This window comes from Fodinicola feengrottensis (genome assembly GCF_039530045.1).
GTDB classification, from domain to species: domain Bacteria; phylum Actinomycetota; class Actinomycetes; order Mycobacteriales; family HKI-0501; genus Fodinicola; species Fodinicola feengrottensis.
This window is the reverse complement of sequence record NZ_BAAANY010000020.1, coordinates 544,239-562,891: the sequence shown is the minus strand read 5'-3', so window position 1 is coordinate 562,891 and position 18,653 is coordinate 544,239. Positions and strand designations below refer to the sequence as shown.

Annotated in this window: 14 protein-coding genes; 8 read left to right on the top strand and 6 right to left on the bottom strand. The window is 64.8% G+C overall.

Translation table 11 applies throughout. The features are described 5' to 3' along the window. Positions 1–142 precede the first annotated feature (142 nt). On the top strand, positions 143–1,222 hold the full coding sequence (locus ABD301_RS26735; RefSeq protein WP_344313188.1) for a phospholipase D-like domain-containing protein: 1,080 nt from the start codon (positions 143–145) through the stop codon (positions 1,220–1,222). Here ABD301_RS26735 and ABD301_RS26730 read toward each other — a convergent pair. After that, the gene (locus tag ABD301_RS26730) at positions 1,219–2,145 is read right to left on the bottom strand and encodes a hypothetical protein (RefSeq protein WP_344313187.1); all 927 of its coding nucleotides are present in this window, start codon (positions 2,143–2,145) and stop codon (positions 1,219–1,221) included. The genes ABD301_RS26735 and ABD301_RS26730 overlap by 4 nt on opposite strands. A 29-nt stretch (positions 2,146–2,174) precedes the next feature. Continuing rightward, positions 2,175–2,834, bottom strand: coding sequence for an NAD(P)H-binding protein (locus ABD301_RS26725; RefSeq protein ID WP_344313186.1), 660 nt, complete (start codon positions 2,832–2,834; stop codon positions 2,175–2,177). 178 nt (positions 2,835–3,012) lie between these two features. Between ABD301_RS26725 and ABD301_RS26720 the strand changes: the two genes are divergently transcribed. From ABD301_RS26720 to ABD301_RS26695, 6 genes are all read left to right on the top strand, one after another. Then, positions 3,013–4,194 (top strand): 4-hydroxybenzoate 3-monooxygenase, encoded by a 1,182-nt coding sequence (locus ABD301_RS26720; protein WP_279580965.1) that lies wholly within the window; start codon positions 3,013–3,015, stop codon positions 4,192–4,194. Positions 4,195–4,401: 207 nt separating this feature from the next. After that, the gene (locus tag ABD301_RS26715) at positions 4,402–5,454 is read left to right on the top strand and encodes a GNAT family N-acetyltransferase (protein WP_344313185.1); all 1,053 of its coding nucleotides are present in this window, start codon (positions 4,402–4,404) and stop codon (positions 5,452–5,454) included. 73 nt (positions 5,455–5,527) lie between these two features. Continuing rightward, the gene (locus ABD301_RS26710) at positions 5,528–8,551 is read left to right on the top strand and encodes a glycoside hydrolase domain-containing protein (RefSeq protein ID WP_344313184.1); all 3,024 of its coding nucleotides are present in this window, start codon (positions 5,528–5,530) and stop codon (positions 8,549–8,551) included. A gap of 87 nt (positions 8,552–8,638) precedes the next feature. Then, positions 8,639–9,568 carry a PfkB family carbohydrate kinase gene (locus ABD301_RS26705; RefSeq protein WP_344313183.1) on the top strand — a complete coding sequence of 310 codons (930 nt, stop codon included), beginning with the start codon at positions 8,639–8,641 and terminating at the stop codon, positions 9,566–9,568. Positions 9,569–9,709: 141 nt separating this feature from the next. Next, the gene (locus tag ABD301_RS26700) at positions 9,710–10,231 is read left to right on the top strand and encodes a TetR/AcrR family transcriptional regulator (protein WP_344313181.1); all 522 of its coding nucleotides are present in this window, start codon (positions 9,710–9,712) and stop codon (positions 10,229–10,231) included. Positions 10,232–10,518: 287 nt separating this feature from the next. After that, the gene (locus ABD301_RS26695; protein WP_344313180.1) at positions 10,519–11,871 is read left to right on the top strand and encodes an acyltransferase family protein; all 1,353 of its coding nucleotides are present in this window, start codon (positions 10,519–10,521) and stop codon (positions 11,869–11,871) included. Between the two features lie 24 nt (positions 11,872–11,895). Here the strand turns inward: ABD301_RS26695 and ABD301_RS26690 are convergent, their stop codons facing one another. Continuing rightward, entirely contained in the window at positions 11,896–12,819 is a 924-nt protein-coding gene (locus ABD301_RS26690) for an alkylmercury lyase family protein (protein WP_344313179.1), read from the bottom strand. A 73-nt stretch (positions 12,820–12,892) separates the two neighbouring features. Between ABD301_RS26690 and ABD301_RS26685 the strand changes: the two genes are divergently transcribed. Beyond that, positions 12,893–13,306: a heavy metal-responsive transcriptional regulator gene (locus ABD301_RS26685; protein ID WP_163569291.1), complete on the top strand. Its 414-nt coding sequence runs from the start codon at positions 12,893–12,895 to the stop codon at positions 13,304–13,306. On the opposite strand, the gene ABD301_RS26680 is transcribed toward ABD301_RS26685, so the two are convergent. The 3 genes from ABD301_RS26680 to ABD301_RS26670 all read right to left on the bottom strand — a co-directional run bounded on the left by ABD301_RS26680 (position 13,303) and on the right by ABD301_RS26670 (position 18,571). After that, positions 13,303–13,707 (bottom strand): SCO5389 family protein, encoded by a 405-nt coding sequence (locus ABD301_RS26680; RefSeq protein WP_344313178.1) that lies wholly within the window; start codon positions 13,705–13,707, stop codon positions 13,303–13,305. The genes ABD301_RS26685 and ABD301_RS26680 overlap by 4 nt on opposite strands. An 897-nt stretch (positions 13,708–14,604) precedes the next feature. Continuing rightward, positions 14,605–15,846 (bottom strand): HNH endonuclease, encoded by a 1,242-nt coding sequence (locus ABD301_RS26675; protein ID WP_344313177.1) that lies wholly within the window; start codon positions 15,844–15,846, stop codon positions 14,605–14,607. 733 nt (positions 15,847–16,579) lie between these two features. After that, entirely contained in the window at positions 16,580–18,571 is a 1,992-nt protein-coding gene (locus ABD301_RS26670) for a S53 family peptidase (RefSeq protein WP_344313176.1), read from the bottom strand. Positions 18,572–18,653 lie beyond the last annotated feature (82 nt).

Sequence of the window (18,653 nt, the reverse complement as noted above, 5' to 3'; positions counted from 1 at the left end):
TTTATGCAATATTCTTGGCTTTAATGGCTGACTGCCGGTAATACGGCTATTTTTACGTTTGGTGGGCGGAAAGACTCGTCCTTACGGGCACATTCACGCTGTGTTTGTTGTCGGCTGCTGGTGGTAGCGCTTCCATCCTCTTATGAGTACGACCATCGGTACGATTTTCCTTCGCGACGCCGCCCATGGTGGCGCCGCCGGGCAGCCCACCGCGGTCGCCGCGGCGCTCGCCGATTTCATCGCATCCGCCCAGATTTCGCTGGAACTCGCGATCTACGACTTCCGGTTGTCCGACGCGTTGGCCGCAACCGTCGTCGGTGCGTTCACCGACGCGGCAAAAAGGGGTGTGCGGGTCCGGATCGGTTATGACGCGGGTAAACCGGAGGCTGGCACCGCGGCTGACTTCGCGCTGCTCGCGGCCGACCCGGCGCCGCCCGGCACGGCCTCCTGGGTGCAGGAACATTTCGGTGGCACCAGCGTACAAATCCAGCCGATCAAGGCCGCGCCGCAGCTGATGCATTCCAAATACCTGATCCGGGATTCGGCGGCGGTGTGGACCGGCTCGACGAACTTCACCGACGATGCCTGGACGTTGCAGGAGAACAACATCCTGCAGGTGGAGTCGGTGCCGGTCGCGGCCGGTTATCTGGCCGATTTCGAGGACCTGTGGTCAACCGGCGCGATCAAGAACACCGGCAAGAACGAAAGCGGCAGCACCGACGCGGTCGGTGGCACCGTGGGCTGGAATTTCGCCCCCGGCGGCGGTGCGCAGCTGGACGCTGAGTTGTGCACGCTCATTCAGGGCGCGAGGTCGCGGATCGTGATCGCCAGCATGGTCATCACCTCCCATTCGGTGCTCGCCGCGCTGTCCGCCGCGATCGACCGAGGGGTTCCGGTCAGCGGCATTTACGACGCCGGCCAGATGGACCCGATCGCTCGGGACTGGGCCAAAGTCCCGCATGACCAAGCGGTCGTCGCGGACTGGAGGAAGCTGACCCAGCACCTCGTGCCCAAGCACTCCACGCCGTACAGCCCGACCGGGCCGCACGACTTCATGCACAACAAAATCCTGGTCACCGATCAGGTCTGTGCTACCGGCAGCTACAACTTCTCGGCGAATGCGGAGAAAAACGCGGAGAACCAGCTCCAGATCGCTGTTCCGGAGCTGGTGCAGTCGTACGCTGACTACATCGCCGCGATCGCCGAGGCCTACCGCATTTAGGGAACGGTGCTGACGCTGGCGACCAGCCAGGATCCGGACACCAGTCGAAGGGTGGCCGAGAAACGGTTGCTCCGGCTGACCGGCGAGCTGGTGGACGTTGTCGTCATAGTGTCCGCCGCGATCATTATCTGGCTGGTGGTGGCGCCCAACGAGGTGGCGGCGACCGTCGAGACAGCGACGGTCGTCCGGATTTGGTTCTGGGTGATTTGGGGGCGTTCCCGGGCCACCGTCGCCCGGTAGTCGGCGGCGAACTCGCTGGTGGCGCAATGTGAGACCGTGGCCAGGTCGGCATCGATCGTCAGGTAGTCGACCTTCAACAGGGCAAGGGCGCAGGTCCGCATCGCTTCCAACGGCACGCGGCTCGTCGCGTTCGGCCAGTCGGCGGTAGGCGGGTGCCATTTGGACGCGTCTGTCGTCAGGTCACTGATCAGCCACTTTCCTTTTTGGTAAGACAAAGTCGCCCAGATGCGGGATTGGGTCAGAAAGTTGCCCGGGGTGGTTTTGGACGTAGCGTTCTGGTTCAGGTAGATGAGCAGGTCTGCGCTGCCGGCGCGCGAGGAGATAACGCCGCTCTGGACGACCGATGCTGAGATGACGATTTGCTGGGCCGGTGCGCTTGCCTTGATCTGAGCCATCGTTTGTGCGTACCGCTGGCGAAAAGGTCCGGTGGTGACAGCGAGTCCGGCGGCGAGGTCGGCGTCGAGATGGCGGTAGTCGTACGAAAACAGCCGCCTCATCAGATCCGCCGCGGTGGTCACGGCCTGCTCGGCCTGCGGCGGGATGCCTATCTGCGCGGCGGTGATGCGTTTGTTCACCGCCCAAAGACCGACGCCGACGACACCGCCGCAGACCAGGAGCATCACGATCGCAGCGGCTGCGACAATCCACCAGATCCGGCGGCTGGGCGGCGCGGGTGTCGACATGCGGTCGAATGTAGCGAAACAACGCGCGTTCAGGGTTTGCCGGTGTAGCTGGCGACGGCGTCCGCGATGGGTGTCGGCCCGCCGATCACTTCGAACTGGCGGCCCACGGTGGCCGGGAAGTCCAGGACGTGCAGCAACACCGCGGCGACGTCCTCGCGGGAGATCGAACCGCGCGGCACCGAGTCGCCGAGGCTGATCTCGCCGGTCCCGGCCGCGGTGGTGAGGCTGCCGGGGCGTACGACCGTCCAGTCCAGGTCGCGGCCGCGCACGGCGGCGTCCGCCTCGGATTTGGCTCGCAGGTAGACCTGGAAAACGTCGGTCGAGGCCGGATCGTAGTTGTCCGCATTGTACGAGGACACCATCACATAGCGGCGTACTCCGGCCGCCTCGGCCGCGTCCGCGAGCAGGACCGCCGCGTCGCGATCGACGGTGTTCTTACGGGCCGCGCCGCTGTTGGGTCCGGCACCGGCGGCGAACACCACCGCGTCAGCGTCGGCGGCCGCTTCGGCCACCTGCTCGACGGTGCTGTTCTCCAGGTCCAGAACGACCGGCACGGCACCGACTTCCCGCAGGTCAGCCGCGTGATCTGGGTTCCGGATCAGACCCACCGGCTGGTCGCCGCGAGCGGCCAGCAGCCGCTCCAGATGCAGCGCGATCTGTCCGTGCCCGCCCGCGATCACCACGCGCATGTCCCACCCCTTGTCGACTAAGTGGATCTTAGATGGCGGATGCGGCTGGATTTTCGTCGAGTGCGGGACTCTATCCCGCACTCGACGTCGAGTGCGGGCTTTGGTGCCGCAGTCGACGGTGGACCTGATGAGATCTAGTGGACCGCTGGGCGCACCAGCGAGGAGAAGGCGGGCGTACGTGCGGACACAGGTGGGGATCATCGGGGCCGGGCCGGCCGGGTTGCTGTTGGCGCATTTGTTGCACCTGGCCGGCATCGATTCCGTGGTGGTGGAGGCCCGTGATCGCGGGTACGTCGAACAGCGGGTCCGCGCCGGCGTGTTGGAGCATCCGACCGCCGAGCTGCTCCGTGAGGTCGGCGTCGGCGCCCGCATGGATGCCGAAGGGCTGCCGCACCACGGGCTCGTCCTTCGGTTCGACGGCGCCGACCACCGGATGCCATTGACCGAGCTGACCGGCAAGACAATCACCGTTTACGGCCAGCAGGAGGTCGTCAAGGACCTGATCGCGCGGCGCTTGGCCGACGAGGGTCAGATCCTTTTCGCATCCACCGACGTACGGCCGCATGACCTGACGAGCGATCAGCCGCGGATCACTTTCACCGACGCGGCGGGAAAGCCGCAGGAGCTGCGGTGTGACGTGGTCGCCGGCTGCGACGGTTTTCACGGTGTCAGCCGACGAAGCATCCCTGCCGACCGGATACAAGCGTACGAACGGCTCTATCCGTTCGCATGGTTGGGAATTCTGGCCAAGACGCCACCGTCTCACGAAGAGCTGATTTATGCGTACCACGAACGCGGATTCGCCTTGCACAGCATGCGGTCGCCAGAGTTGACTCGGCTGTATCTGCAGGTCGCACCCACCGAAAGTCTCGCGGATTGGCCGGACAGCCGGGTGTGGGACGAGCTGCACGCCCGACTGGAGCTGGCCGGGAGTGAGTTTTCCCTACGGGAAGGGCCCGTTGTTGATCGACTGTTGGCCGGCATGCGCAGTTTCGTGGTCGAGCCGATGCGGTACGGGCGATTGTTCCTGGCCGGCGACGCCGCGCACATCGTGCCGCCGACGGGCGCCAAGGGAATGAACCTCGCGGTGGCCGACGTGCGCTTGTTAGCTCGTGCTTTAACTGTTTTCCTCAGCGGTGGGGGAAGTGCGTTAATCGATGACTATTCGCGAGCGTGTTTGCGGCGAGTGTGGAGAGCGGAGCATTTCTCGTGGTGGATGACGTCGATGCTGCACGCATTTCCGGACGACGATCGATTCGGGCGGCGGTTGCAGCTGTCCCAGTTGCGATATGTGGTGGAGTCCGAGGCAGCTGGGCGGAGTATGGCGGAGAATTACGTGGGGCTGCCCTACGAGTTCTGACAGTAGCAACCGCGGACGTTCGCTGACGGAATTGGCGTGGACCAGTGGGTGGGCCGTTCTTGCCTGTGACAGCCGATTTTGATGGATACATCGCAGCGACTGGTCTAGGCGAGTTTGGGTCCGACCCGGCTTTGTTGTCGGCCCAACGTTGGATTTCGGCATTGCTGGGCTTATAACAGTCAGCACGCCGACGGACGGGATATTGTGGTGAATGAGTCTCCGATTATCGCCGATGGCCTTGTCTTGCGAAAACCTGAGGCCGCCGACCTCCCGGAGTTAGCCGTGGCATCCGCGGATCGGGAGATGCGGCGCTGGCTTCCAGGTCTGGCGAATTCAGCTGCCAAATCAGGTGAGCTGACCTGGTCGGTGGTCGATCAGGCGACTGGCAAGCTGGTCGGTGGGGTGGCTCTCTCGCGGGTCGACGAGCACAACGGGACGGCTGAGTTGAGCTTCTGGGCGGCGCCGTGGGCGCGACGGCAGCGGATCGCCAGCCGGGCGGGTGCGGTGGTCACCCAGTGGGTGTTTGACCGCGGATACGACCGGGTGCAGGCGTGTACGGACCGGTTCAACGTGGCCGGTCAGCGAACGGTGATCGCGGCGGGGTTCACGTACGAGGCCACGAAGGTGTCCGCCGGGCGGGCGCCGAACGGAGTCCGTGGTGACGTTTTCGTGTGGAGGCGGCTGTCCGGCGACCGGCCTGGTCCGGGCGTACGGCTGCTCCCTGTTCCGCCGGTCGAGGGACTGACGGATGGCATGGTGACGATCCGGCCGCAGCGAGAGGCCGACGCCCAGAGCCTTGTCGAGTGCTGGCGGGATCCGCAGACCCGCCGTTGGCTGAACCAGCCGGCCGACCAGACCCTGGAGCGTGCGCGGGAGGAGATCCGTCGGGCGCCCGGAGATCTTTTGACTGGGCAGGCAGCGCATTTCACCGTCGTGGAAACGGCCACCGGCTCGGCGTGTGGTGATTGCACCGTCGGTATGGCGGTGCCGGATATGGGCATCGCCGCTCTTGGCTACATGATCCATCCGGCTTTTCGCGGCCGCGGTTACGCCGCCCGGGCCGCGCGGCTGGCCGCCGACTGGGCGATGACTGTGCCGGCGATCGGCCGGCTGGAGGTCAGTGCCGCGGTGGCGAACAATGCCAGTCTTCGAGTGATCGAGAAGGCCGGTTTCGAGTTCGAGGGCGTCATCCGCGGCCACCTGCCCCAGCCGGACGGGCCGCGGCTGGATTCCCTGCAGAGCTCACGCGTACGCGACTGACCTGCCCTCTCATCCCGCACAACTCGCTTCTCGGCGACGGGAGAAATCGATGTCTGCCCTTAGGTTGTTAGCGATGATCAGTGTGGCCGCGGCCGTGGTGGGAACGGTGGGCGTCGCCGGTCCGAGCCTGGCAGCGGCCGTGCCAGTCACCAGTGTCTGGACCGAAAACTCGTCAGTCAACGTTTTCCAGGACAGCCTTCCGGCACCTGGTTCGGCGACCGCGGTCGACCTGACGATGGCCAAGAACGAATACGAGGCCGCGCAGATCGCCATCCGCAAAAGCTCGAACTTCACTATTCAGAAGGTGAGTTTCGGCGACCTCAGCAGCGGCGGCAACGTCCTCGCCGCCGCGAATCTGGCGTACCAGTTCGTCGAATTCGAGCATCTGGACGAAAACAGTCGCGCCGGATTCGAGAACTGGCCGTTGGACAATCCGATCCGGACCGCTCCGGGTGACTTTCCGGACGCGCTGTCCAACGACGCGTCGACCGCTGTGCCGGCCAACCAGACGATGCCGATCTGGATTCGGGCTTACGTCCCGGCCGCCACACCCGCTGGAGTTTATACCGGTACGGCCACAGTTGTCACCGACGTGGGAAGCTCCAACGTGCCGGTCACTGTGGACGTTCGCAATGTGACCATTCCCGATTCCAACCAGAGCACCTTCACCACGGCCATGTGGATGAACATGCTCGGATTCCTGAGCCCGGACAACACCCAGGACCCGATCAAGAAGGAATACGGCATAGACAAATACAGTGACGGGTGGTGGTCGCTGATGGACAATGTCGCCGCTTCCATGCGTGCGTACCGCGAAAACAGCCTTTCGGTGCCGTTGGTTACGCTCCTGGTCGACGGTGGCTCGTACCAGGATGGCGCCACCTACCATTTCAACTGGACCTTGGTGGATCAGGTCATCGAGCGCTTTATGGACAGGGACCACGCGATCAACCAGATCGAGGGATTCTGGTGGTTCTACGAGATTTATGGTGACACGGGAGCCAAAACCGAGATCATCACCGGCACCCCGACCAGTCGAAGCCGTGACTACGTGGGATCGGACACCGCTACGGTGAAGCGATGGAACACCCAGTTCCTCACGTCCTTGCGGGATCACGTACGCGCGAAGGGATGGGAGGACAAGTTCTGGGTGCACATCGCTGACGAGATCACCGACGACCAGGTGTCCCGCTACCGCGCCGCCGCCGACACGATTCACGCCATCTGGCCGCAGGTCCGGATCGCCGACACGAACAACGTGCAGTCGCCGATGGAGGCCGTCGCCGACAAACGGAACATTCTCATTCCGAACCTCAACCTGACGAGCGACCACGCCGACTACTACACCCATTCGGGAAAACCGTTCTGGCTCTACACCTGCAACATTCCGACCGGGTCATATCTCAACAGGCTCATCGACCAGCCGGTCTATTCGCAGCGGGAAATGATGTGGTACGCGTACCAAACCGGCGCGACTGGCTATCTGCACTGGGCGTACGACGCGTGGGACTACCCGATGAACGGCGATGGCGGGCAGGATTCCAAGGGCGACGGCTGGATTGTCAAACCGGACAAGGACCATCACACCATCAAGCCGACGATCCGGTTGGAGTCGCTGCGCGACGGCATCCAGGACTGGGAACTGCTGCGAATTGTCGGGCAGACGAAACCGGCACTTGCCCAAGCGATCAGTGCCGCCCTGGTCACCAGCGCGACCCGCTACAACGAGGACACCGGTTTTGTCAGTCGAATGCACAACGCGTTGGTCGCCGCGGCGGCTGGTGGCCGCACTTTTGTTGCTAACCTGACCATCGCGTCGGTGGCATCCGCGTCGACGAGTGCCGCCGGATCCGGCGCGGGCAACGCCATCGACAGCGACGCGTCGACGGGCTGGAAGTCGGCGGCGGGGGGATCCCAGTGGTGGCAGCTCGATCTCCGCGAACAGGCACAGGTGGACGCGATACAGCTCACCTGGGGGAGTGGCTTCGCGAAGTCGTACAAGATCCAGCTTTCCTACAACGGCACGGACTGGGCCGACGCGTACGCCACGACTTCCGCCGGCGGCGGTGACACTTTCGCCGGAATCAACGGCAAGGCTCGGTACGTACGCATCGCTGCCAGCAACTGCCCAACGACCGGATGCGTGATCAATGACGTGCAGGTCGGCGGCTCGTACCTGGCCAGCCAAAACCTGGCCGGCGGCAAGTACTACGACGAGCCGGACCCGGATGCGGCCTACCCAGACCTCGGATTCTCTACCGACGGCGTGTTGGCCGGCCACTACGACGACCGTCGGTCGTACGGCTATCACGTTGGCACCAGCGGTAGTTTCACCGCGACCGTCACCATCGACCTGGAAGCGCTGAGAACGCTGGGAAGCGTACGAATACACCGCTACCAGAATTATGAAGAGCATTACGATCCGGACTCCGTCGTCGTCTCCACCAGCACCGACAACCAGGCCTACACGCAGAAAGGCAGCGTCGGGAAAGCGGACGGGCTCTGGTACGACCTGACCTTCCCACCATCCGCGACACGCTATTTGCGGGTGACTTTCAGCAAGAACGGTGGCGACCTGGCCGACTGGCTCTTCCTCGACGAAATCGAGGCGTACGCGCCGCCAGCCGGCGAGGCCGTGAATATCGTGCAAGGAGCCGCTTACACGATGTCGGAGGAGCCTGATCCCGGTTATCCCGACACCGATGGTCACGAGGCGACCGATGGAGTCATCGCCGGTGGCTACGGCGACGGTGACGGATTCGGTTTTGTCGTCCAATACCTGACCGCGGAACCGGTCACGGTCGATATCGCGCTGCCGGCGGTCCGGGATGTGAATCTCGTCAGGGTCGCGAGATTCGAGGATGGAAAACACAACTACGCGCCGGACCGGGTCGACGTCTACACCAGTACGAATGGCGGCTCCTACCAATATCGAGGAGCCGCGACGTGGGCAACCGGCCAGTGGTACGAGATCGCCTTCCCCGACACGACGGCCGACCACATCCGGATCGCCGTCAGCAAAACCGGCGGCGACCAGGCCGACTGGCTCTTCCTCGACGAGATCAGCGCCTACGGAAGTCAGCTCGCCGCACGATAGTCGAGCGGGATCACCAGAGTGACCTATCGCTCGCTAAGATTGCGATCGCCCTGACCCTGTCCGGTCAGGATGAGAAAAGGAGGCGCTGTGACCGCGCTCCCTCGGCTGGTGCATGTCGGCTCGGTTGTCGTCGACATCGTGATGCATGTGCCGGCATTTCCCGAGCGCGGCGGTGACGTGCTCGCGACCCGCAGCGAGATCACCCCCGGCGGCGGGCTGAATGTGATGGTCAGCGCTCGTCGGCAGGGCTGTCCGGTCGCGTACGCCGGACTCTGCGGCACCGGGCCGTTTGGGGACATGACCCGCAAAGAGCTGGAAAACAATGGTATCGAGCTGCTGCAGGGGACGTACGAAGGCGCGGACACCGGCTATGACGTGGCGCTGGTCGATCCGGCCGGCGAGCGGAGTTTCGCCACGTCATTGGGTGCTGAGAGCCGGCTGGACACCGAGCACCTGGAAAGAATCGAGATCTTTCCCGGCGATGTTGTCTACGTGTCGGGATACGGATTGATCGCTCAGCACAATGGGCCCGCGCTGGCCGGGTGGCTGCCGAAAGTGGACCCGCTGGCGAGGGTGATCGTCGATCCTGGACCGCTGGTCGCCGATATCGCCGACGAGGTGTTGCGGCCGGTTTACCAGCGCGCCGATTGGTGGAGTTGCAACCAGCGAGAGGCGACCCTTTCCACCGGTATCCAGGCACCGGTCGAGGCGGCGGTGGCGTTGGCCGGCGAAACCGGCCGGGCCGGCGTGATCGTACGCACCGGGCCGGCCGGCTGCGTGCTGGTCGAGGCCGGTCGCCCGCCCTTGCTGGTGCCCGGAAACCGGGTGTCCACAGTGGATACGAATGGCGCCGGCGATGCCCACGTCGGTGCGTTCGTGGCCGGCTTGCTGGCTGGCCTTGGCTCGTACGAGGCGGTCCGGCGGGCGAACGCGGTGGCCGCCCTCGCGGTGACCAGATATGGCCCGGCGACCGCGCCGGCCGCGGCCGAGGTCGATGCCTTTCTGGCCGGAATATAGTCACTCGGTAAGACACCCTCCGTAGTTTTTCCTAAAGATAGGACGTCCGAAACACCGAAATGTCCTCCCCAGGCCAACGCGAACATCGTTCGCGAACACTTTGGCTATGTCCGATTTGCTGACCATCGTTACAGTGCTGGGATGCAGATACGCAGTGCCCCGCCGCGGACTTTGAACCTCCCGGCGATTCTGGAAGCATCCCGGCGGTTGGTGGACACCGAGGGGCTGAGCGCGTTGACCTTGCGCCGGGTGGCCCACGAGGTGAACACCGGCCAGGCCTCGCTCTACCGGCACATTGTCGACCGGGACGAGTTGCTTCAGTTGTTGGTAGACGGATTCGCCGACAGCTATCCGCTGGCCTCCAGCCGCGGTGCCATTGAGCAGCGGTTGATCCGGCAGTGGCGGCTCACCCGCGACCATCTCGCCGCGCACCGCTGGGTGGTGCGGATCGCCGCGGAGGGACGCGTACGTGCCTTTGGCTCGGACGCGCTCGGCAAGCACAACCGGGCGTTGCTGGCTGAGGCCGGCCTCGCCGCGGCGCAGGTTTCCAAGGCCGAGCGGGCATTGTGGAACCTGACCGTCGGCGACCTGCTCGATGCGAACCAGCAGCAGTCCGACTACAACTGGGCGCTCACCCGGCTGGTACGCGGCCTACTCGCCTAGGACTAGGGCGCGTCTCCTCATTCCAGGCGGCGAGGGCCGAGCCCAAGCGCCGTCCTGCGAGCACCGGACGATCACACCCATACGACAGAGGTATGAGCGCGACCGCCCGGCACTCGCAGGACGACGCTTGGATCTCGACCCTCATCCACCTGGAATGAGGAGACACGCCCTAGCCACGCGAGCGGTGCGATACCTGAGGATGGTCCTGGGTAGCGCGTAGGGGTGAGGAAAGATCGCTCCCGCTCGCGGGACGCCGGTTCGGGTCGGTCGCCCATAGTTTTCTGGGCATGACAACACCAGCCACCATCGCAGCCGCGCCGGCTCATCCGGCGTCCCGCTGGTCCGCTGCCCCGACCGGTATCCCGCTCGGCGGCCGGGACCGATTCATCGACCTGATCAGGGTGCTGGCGATCGCGGCGGTTGTCCTGCAGCACTGGGCGATGCCGGTGATGCAGTTCCGCGACGGGCAAACCCTGGTCAGCAGTGCGTTGCAGACTCCCGGCGCTCAGTTGGTGACCTGGATCAGCCAGATCATGCCGCTGTTTTTCTTCGCCGGTGGCGCGGCCAACGTGGTCAGCTGGCGATCGGCGCGGCGGCGTACGAAAACCGCGTCCTCGTGGCTTTCGGTTCGGCTGGGCCGGCTGAGTTTCCCGGTGCTGGCGGTCGCCGCCGTCTGGATTCCGCTGCCGTACCTGTTGGAAATGCTCGGCGCGCCGGCCGGTCCGGTGACGGAGGCGACCTTCTGGGTGGCCCGCGTGCTGTGGTTCCTGCCGGTTTACCTGATGTGCGTCGTGTGCACTCCGGTGGCGGAAAAGATGGCGGCTCGTCGGCCTTTGCTCGCCCTTGGCGGATTGTTGGCCGGCGCGGTGATCGTGGAAATTCTGCGACTCGCCGTATCTGATTCTTTTGGTTACGCCAACTTCATTTTCGTCTGGCTGCTGATCCACCAGCTCGGTATTATGTACGCCAACGGCCAGTTGGGTTTCCTCACCCCGAAACGTGCCGCGGCCGTCGCCGCCGGTGCGTACGCGACGGTGGCCGCGATGGTGACCTTCGGGCCGTACCCGGTGATGATGTTGGCTCTGCCCGGCGTGGGAGCGTCGAACCAGGCGCCACCCACGCTGTGCCTGTTGGCCCAGTGCGTCGGGCTGCTGGCGCTGGCGTTGGCCCTGCGGCCGGCTTTGCTGGCACTGGCGGAGAAACGATTGGTGGACCGGCTCATCAGCGCCGTCAGTGACCGGATGATGACCGTGTATATCTGGCATATGACAGCCCTGATGGTGGGCGCCGGGATCTGTGTGATCGCGCTGCATATCAACACTCCGGCTCCGCTGAGCATCACCTGGTGGCTGACCGCGCCGCTGTGGCTCGGCCTGCTGGCCGCCTTGCTCTACCCATTGGTACGCGTTTTCGGCCGGCTGGAAAGCATCCGGATGCCGCGTATACCCGACGCCGTCGGCCCGGTGCGGGCCACCGTCGCCACCCTGCTGATCGCCGGCGGCCTGCTGGGCATCATGCTGGCCGGATTCACTCCGACGGCCACGCCGCTGCTGCTCGGTCCGATCCCAGCGGCCGCCGCGGTCGCCGTCGGGCTGGCGGTGCTCAGTCGTACGCCGGCCCGAAAGTCAGTCGAGGCCTGATTCACCTCCGCCGGCGGTCGTCCACTATGGACGGCCGTCGGTGTTGTCGTTTGTCAACAGCGGCTGGAAAATCTCTCGTCCCGTACGTTCCGCTTGGGCTGCCGTCAAAACGACCGCCGGCTGGCCGGGATTCTTGTCCACCCAGGCCTGTGCGGCCGTACGGCTGGCGAAGAAGTCGAGCAGTGGACAGCAAATATCGGCCGCTGGGCCATCCACGGTCGGAACGACGACCACCACCGCGGCCGTCGCCGGCTCCCAGGTCGTACGCCCGCCCCGAAACTCGACAGTGATCGGCTGGCCATCGGTTGGATCGGCTGACGAGATCGTCGCGTCCACGCCAAGCATCGGAGGCATCCCGAGCGCGTCGATCGCACACATAGCGTAGACCCGTACTCCGCCGGCGAGGGCCACTTGGTGTCGAGTGGGCACTCCGGAAAACGGATAGGCGGCGACGATCCGCCGCTGGTCGTCGAGCCGAATGAAATCGCCCTCGTGCAGCGCTTCGAGGACCTCCGGCGGCATGTCCGGCGGCTGGCCGGTCGTCGCGAATGCCCGCAGAATCGCCTGTTGCGCGGTCCGAAGCGGCGGCGGCGCGAGCCGGCGATCGGTGGCCAGGACCGTACGCAGAGCAGGCGGCAGCAGCGTCTTGGTCAGCAGCGTTTTGGTCAATGCGGCCCGGAGCTGGTCGATCGTTGGTGCGCCTTGGAAATCGCCGTTCCCGTCCGGATAGAGCCGGCACGACACGCTCGGTCGTTGGCCGGGCTCGGCGAACGGGTCGATGCCGTCGACCAACAAGGTCGGCGACCCGTACATGCCGGCCGCGGCCGCTCGGGCCGGGGCGTCGATCACCTCGTGAGTGATGGGTGCGTCGGGCGCCACGAGGCGAAGACGCTCGTCGAGCAGCGCCACGTGGGGGCACTCCGAGACGGCCAGTACGCGAAGCTCCATCGCGATCCTCCTTAGTCCGCCTGACGGTAAACCTTCCAGCTGACTGGAAGGTCAAGCCGCTATCGTTGCGGACATGCGGATCGGAGAGCTCGCCGAAGGTTGTGGAGTGACGGCGAAAACTGTGCGCTATTACGAGCAGATCGGGTTGTTGCCGGCACCGGCGCGGACCTCGGCCGGGTATCGCGACTACCCAGTGGCCGCCCTCTCGCGGCTCCGCTTCGTTCGTACGGCCCAAGCCGCCGGACTCACGCTCGCGGAGATCACCGGCGTACTGGGCATCCACGATGCTGGTGCGTCGCCGTGCGCGCACGTGGTGGCACTCATCGACGCGCATCTGGTGGAGATCGCGGACCGCATCGCGCAACTGCGGGCCGCGCAGGTCGAACTCGAACAGCTGGCGGCCCGGGCGGCTACCCTCGACCCGGCCGACTGCACCGGCTCCGACGAGGTCTGTCGGATCCTCACAGCGGCCGGGTCTGGCTGTTAGCAGTTCACTAGCTCAGGGGACTGGTTGAGCAGCTGCGCGCGTACGGACGTGAAGGTCTTCAGGGCCTCATCGGCGGCCGCGTCGGTCGGGAAAGCGGCCACCCGGTGGCAGTTCTGGAAGGCCAGCCGAATCCCGAAATGCCGCTCCAGCGCGGCCCGGATCGAGTCGCTCGCCATGGCGCGCAGCAGTTGCCCGCGATCCTGCTCGGTCGGCGGCTCCACCTGGTTGTCGGCGAACGGGCGACCCTCAGCCGTCTTCCCGCTGGCCAGATCGTCGGCTACCCGTGCCACCGTACGGTAGGCGTACGGCAGGGATTCCTTGATGCAGGCAACGAAATCCGCGTCGTCCACCGGCCCGGCGGTGGCGCGTTCAAGGAGTTCCGGGGAGACGGTCAGTGACATGGGTGGGTCCCTTCGGTGCAGAACGGTCAGATGGACATGAAACTCATTCTCATCTTGGCGCCGTCGCTCAGTCGCGTCAACCCGTAGCGCGATGACAACACTGGGTGATAAGGTCCCGCGCCGCGGGTGGGAAATGCATGCCAACTACTCTCCGTAGCCCTCACTCCCCAGATTGACGTCCGCATGGCACCCAAAGTCCGTACCGTCGCACCCTCGCTGATCAGGTGCCGGCCAGACCATTCGGCAGACCGCGCCCGGCGCGGTGGCGATCACGAGCGCGCCGGAATTATGATCCGGATGTAACTGACAGGTTCCCAGAGTTTGGATGCTGTCAGACAATCGGAACTGCTCGGGCCTCAGTGGAGATCCGCATCCAGGTGGGTGGCATCGGCGTCACGTGAGCGATTGTCGGTGGCTAATTTTTGAGAAATGACGATATCCAGGCGTCATTGGAGATTCTGGCTGATCAATCGTACGATGCGCTCGTAAAGGCGCGTGTACTGAACCAGCGAGGGACCTGTCCAAGTCGGCTCGATGACATGAATTTACCTCCGGACTTCCCAACGAATATGCCGCCGGCGCCCTCCAGGGATTCATTCAAGCTGCGGATTCTGCTCCGTTACCGGCAGGCGTCTTGCGGCTCGACCGAGCCGGGTTCGACGAGATAACGTCCTCGGCACCCGTCTTCGCCCGGGCAGCGAGTCTTCTACGCTGCGTTCCCACTGTGTTGACGTTGCTGTCCTAACAACTTGCACCTGTCACCACCAGTATCGCTGCTAAATTTGGCGCTGTTTGTCGGTGGTTCTCGGGTTCGGGTCTGCTGAGAAGAATGGGGCGATGGCTTGGGCAGGGTCGTGGGCCGCCGGGTGGTGGTGCCCGGCGGCCGGGTGGGTTTTCCTATGCGGCGAGTTGGTTGATGCCGCGGATGGGTCTTCGTTCGCGGTCAACGTACGCGGGCGGTAGGAATTCAACGATTCCGTCGACGATGCGTACGTCCCAGCCGCCGTGGTGCACCAAACGATGGCACCGGTCGCACAGGAGCACGCAATTTTCAAGGCAAGTATGCCCACCATCGGCCCAGTGCTGCACGTGGTGCCCCCTCGTCCAGCGGGGTGGTCGGCCGCATCGGGCGCAGCCTTTGTCTCGCGCTATGAGTGCTTTGCGTAGGGCTGGTGTGATGAGTCGTTCGTTGCGTCCGACGTCCAGCGGTACGCTGTCGCTTCCCAGCACCATCGGAATAATATCCGCGTCACACGCAAGCCGGCGGACGCCCTCTGGGGAAATCGGTGCGCCACTGTGCGGATAAGCGACACCGAGCCGTTCCCGCAGCATGTCCCAGCTCATGGTGATGGTGAGATGCGGCCGCTCGGCACCCTGAATCGGGAGTTTCCCGGAGTCCGCGATCAGATTCAACGCTTCCGCTAACGCGTCGCCGTTGCGCTCGGACACTGACCGCTGATCAGGGGTGCCATTCTCAGCGGGGCGGGGTTTGGCCAGTGGGCTCAGAATTTCACTGAACAAAGTGCCGGTTTCACCGTCGAACGAGCCACTGAAGTTCAGCCGTCCATCTGTCCCGGTGTGCAAGGACTGTTCGCGGCGTGGTTTCTCGTTTTCGTGTTCGGAGGGCGCGGGTCCGTCGGGGTCCAGGTGGTCATGGATGCGTCGCCCGACTTTGGCCAGGCCGGGTGCGGTGTACCGTTTCGCGTGTTCCACCAGCGACGCTTCGGCTTCTTCACGGTCCTGGATGGTTACCCTGGCCGGGAGCCTGGTCACGACCCCAACAATCGTGTCGATTTGGGAGTCGGCGAGTTCCCCGCGGCGCATCGCTTGGCTCGCGATGCTGAGTGTGGGTGCGAGTGTTTCGCCGGTGAGGGCTTGGCTGGGGCACAGGTTCAGGGCTCGTTTGTAGCGTCGGGATGCCTCTGTGGGGGACAGCCGCAGGAGGTCTTGCAGCATGCCCAGGGTGTTGCGGTGCCCGAGCGTCTTGCCGACGTTTCCCCGGTGGATCGCCGCGACAATGTCCAACACCTCGACCTGCAGCAGCCGGACCGCTTTTTCTTTCTCCTGCAGCAACTCACCCAACTCGTCCGGGTCACACCTCCAGAGCTCTGGAGCAGTGAGGTCATCGCCGGCGGCCATGACATTAATTCTACCGCCGGCACCGACAGTTTGGTCGCGTACGGGTGATCAGGAAATGGATACTTTCACAATAATCCCAACGAAACATAGAGCGCGCGCGTTCAACTCTTGCGAGCGGGAACGTTGGGCCTCTGAAGTAAGGCTCAGCAGCATGGCGCTGATATTTCGAGACCGCGGGCGCTGGAGTGGCTCGCCCCAGCGGCGGCGCTCCGATTGTTTGGCGGCGATCCCACCAGATGGACAGTGTGTGTTGCTCCTACAGATGCTGTGAATCGTGAGAAGTGTCCCCAATGGGAATTTGACTATCCACTGTGGACTCAAAGCCGTCGATGTCGAGTTACGTGCACTAGGCGCACGTGACTCGACATCCACACATCAGTGAAGTCACCCTGCGTACGATCGCCATTCCACCGACGGTACGAATGTGACTGCTGATTTCCAGATGAGGCTGTAGTGACAGAACGGCGCCGCTCACGCCAAGCTCTCCGGAGATCACCACCCGGATCGGCCATATGAGGTTCCGCGACGCTCGGTGTCCCCTGGCCGCATCGACGCGATGCGTGCGCCAAACGCACGCATCGCGTCGACGCGGCGAGCCGGTGAGCACGCTCTTCGCGCGAATCGGTGGATCGAGGCTGGGCGCACCCATGCGGACAAAACTCGGGTGCGCCGAGTAGCGAGGCGTCGAATTGTCACTGAACGCTAGCTTTTGTGGCCAGGGGCTGGAGCGTGGTTAGTACGAGTCGGCGTATTTCGCTGAGGGGGCGCCGACACCCGTGACGTCGTCGTAGCCGGCGGTCGCGTGCAGCGGGCCGTTGTGACCGAAGGTGAACAGGGAGGTCGCGATCGGGCTGCTCGGGTCGTGCACGTTGGTGTAGTCGTTGCGGACGACACCGAGGAGCTTGTTGGCGCCGAGCGGGGTGTCCGTCACGTCCTCGAAATTCGGGGTGTCGTAACGGATGTAGATCTGTGGGTTGGCGAAACCAATCGCGGTGCCGGCCGATTGTTGGGCGAGGGCCTGGATTCCGGCGAAGACCGGGGTAGCCAGGCTGGTGCCGCCCCAACGGGTTTCGTGATATCGCAGCGAACCGTCTGGATAGAGTTGGCTCTGGCCGACCAGTATGCCGGTGTTGTTGTCGGCGACCGCCGCCACATCCGGCGAGACCCGCATCGGCTTGGCCGCGATGGCGCCGTCCGGGAGCTGTTTTGCCAGTGCTGGTGGGACAACCTGGCGCTGGTACGCGGGCTGCGCGTAGAGCGTGCTGACCCCGCCGCCGCTGCCGCTCCCGTACGAGGTCGGGTAGCCGGTGCCCGGCTCAGGCGTCCACGCGGTGCGATCCGCGGAGAGTTTGGACTTTTGGGTGCCCCACCCGATCTGGAACTTCTCCCGGCCGTCCGGGCCGGTGGCCAGCGAGGTGCCGCCGACCGCGGTGGCCCAGACGGAGTCGCCGGGATAGCTGACCTGGTCGCCGGTCGACCCGGCGCCGCAGCCGGTTTTCGGGTCGTTGTAACCACAGTCGCCGGGAGCGAAATAGAAACCGATGCCCTCGGCCGCGCCCTGCTGGAAAATCCGCTCGTACACGTCCCGGGTCGAGGCCGTCAGCGAGCCGTCCACCGCCGTCGACCACGAGTTGCTGACGATGTCGGCCGAGTGGTTGTCCAGGATCTGGTTGAAAACATCAATGAAATCCGGATCATTGCACGACGCTGCCGCCATGTACGCGACCTTGGCGTCGGGCGCGATGGTGTGTACGGCCTGGATGTCGATGGCCTCTTCGTCGTACCAGATGTTGCCGCCGCAATTGGTCACGTCGGTGTATTGCGCGGGCACGGTCTGAGTGAGCTGACCGGCGCCGAAGCTGGCCATCCCGTGGCCTCGGTAATACGTGTCGGAATCCGCGGCGATCGTCGGTGAGGCATAGGCGTCGACAACGGCGACGGTGACACCGCGGCCGGTCAGCCGCGTACGGTCGAGGTTGTACGCTTTGCGCAGCTCCTTCGGGCCGAATCCACAGGTCGTCCAGTTGCCGGTTGAGCCGTACGCGGCCGGGTATCCGGGCGCCTTCTTTTCGCCGTAATACTGCGAACACGGGTCGGCTCGCACGGTTACCGGTTCTGGGCCGGGGGTGGCGTCGTGGGGCTGGGCGCGGTGCGGTGCGGTGTCGAGGCCGGTCACCGAAAGCACGTCCGCGGCGATTGCGGCTGGTACGGTCACCGGCCCGGTCGGCGCCCGATAGGTGCCCGACTTGGCGGCGAAGTTGTGCAGTGTCGTACCAAAAGCCGCCTGCGTTGCGGAGGTGCTGCCATGCACTGTCAGGTAGTGCTCGTTCGCGCCAGTGACGGTGAGGCCGGTCGACGACAGCCACGACCGGACGGCCCGCACCTGGTCGGCGGTTGGCCCGAACCGGGCGCCGAACTGGGTCGGGCTGAGGTAGTGCTTGAAGGTTGGGCTGTGCGGGTCGGACACCGCCGTGGCGAAGCTGGTCAGCCCGCGCGGGTCCCGGCCGGTCAGGTAAACCCGCGCGTCCACCGGCGCGGCCGCGTCGCTCTGGCCGCGGTCATCGGCCGCGACCGCGGCGGTGGGGCGGGCGTCCGCGATGGCCGTACGGGCGCCGGCTTCATTCGAGGCCGCCGCGCCGGTGGCCAGCGCCGCGACCAGGGCCGGCACCATGGCCGCGGCCGTCAGGGCCAGCAGCCCGGCCCGGTTATTCGATGTGACTCTCAAATGTCATTCCCTTGTAGTGACCTTTGGCTATCTGGCGCCGATTGTCGCCGGTGCGCACCATATGGGTGACCTGATGGCGAGA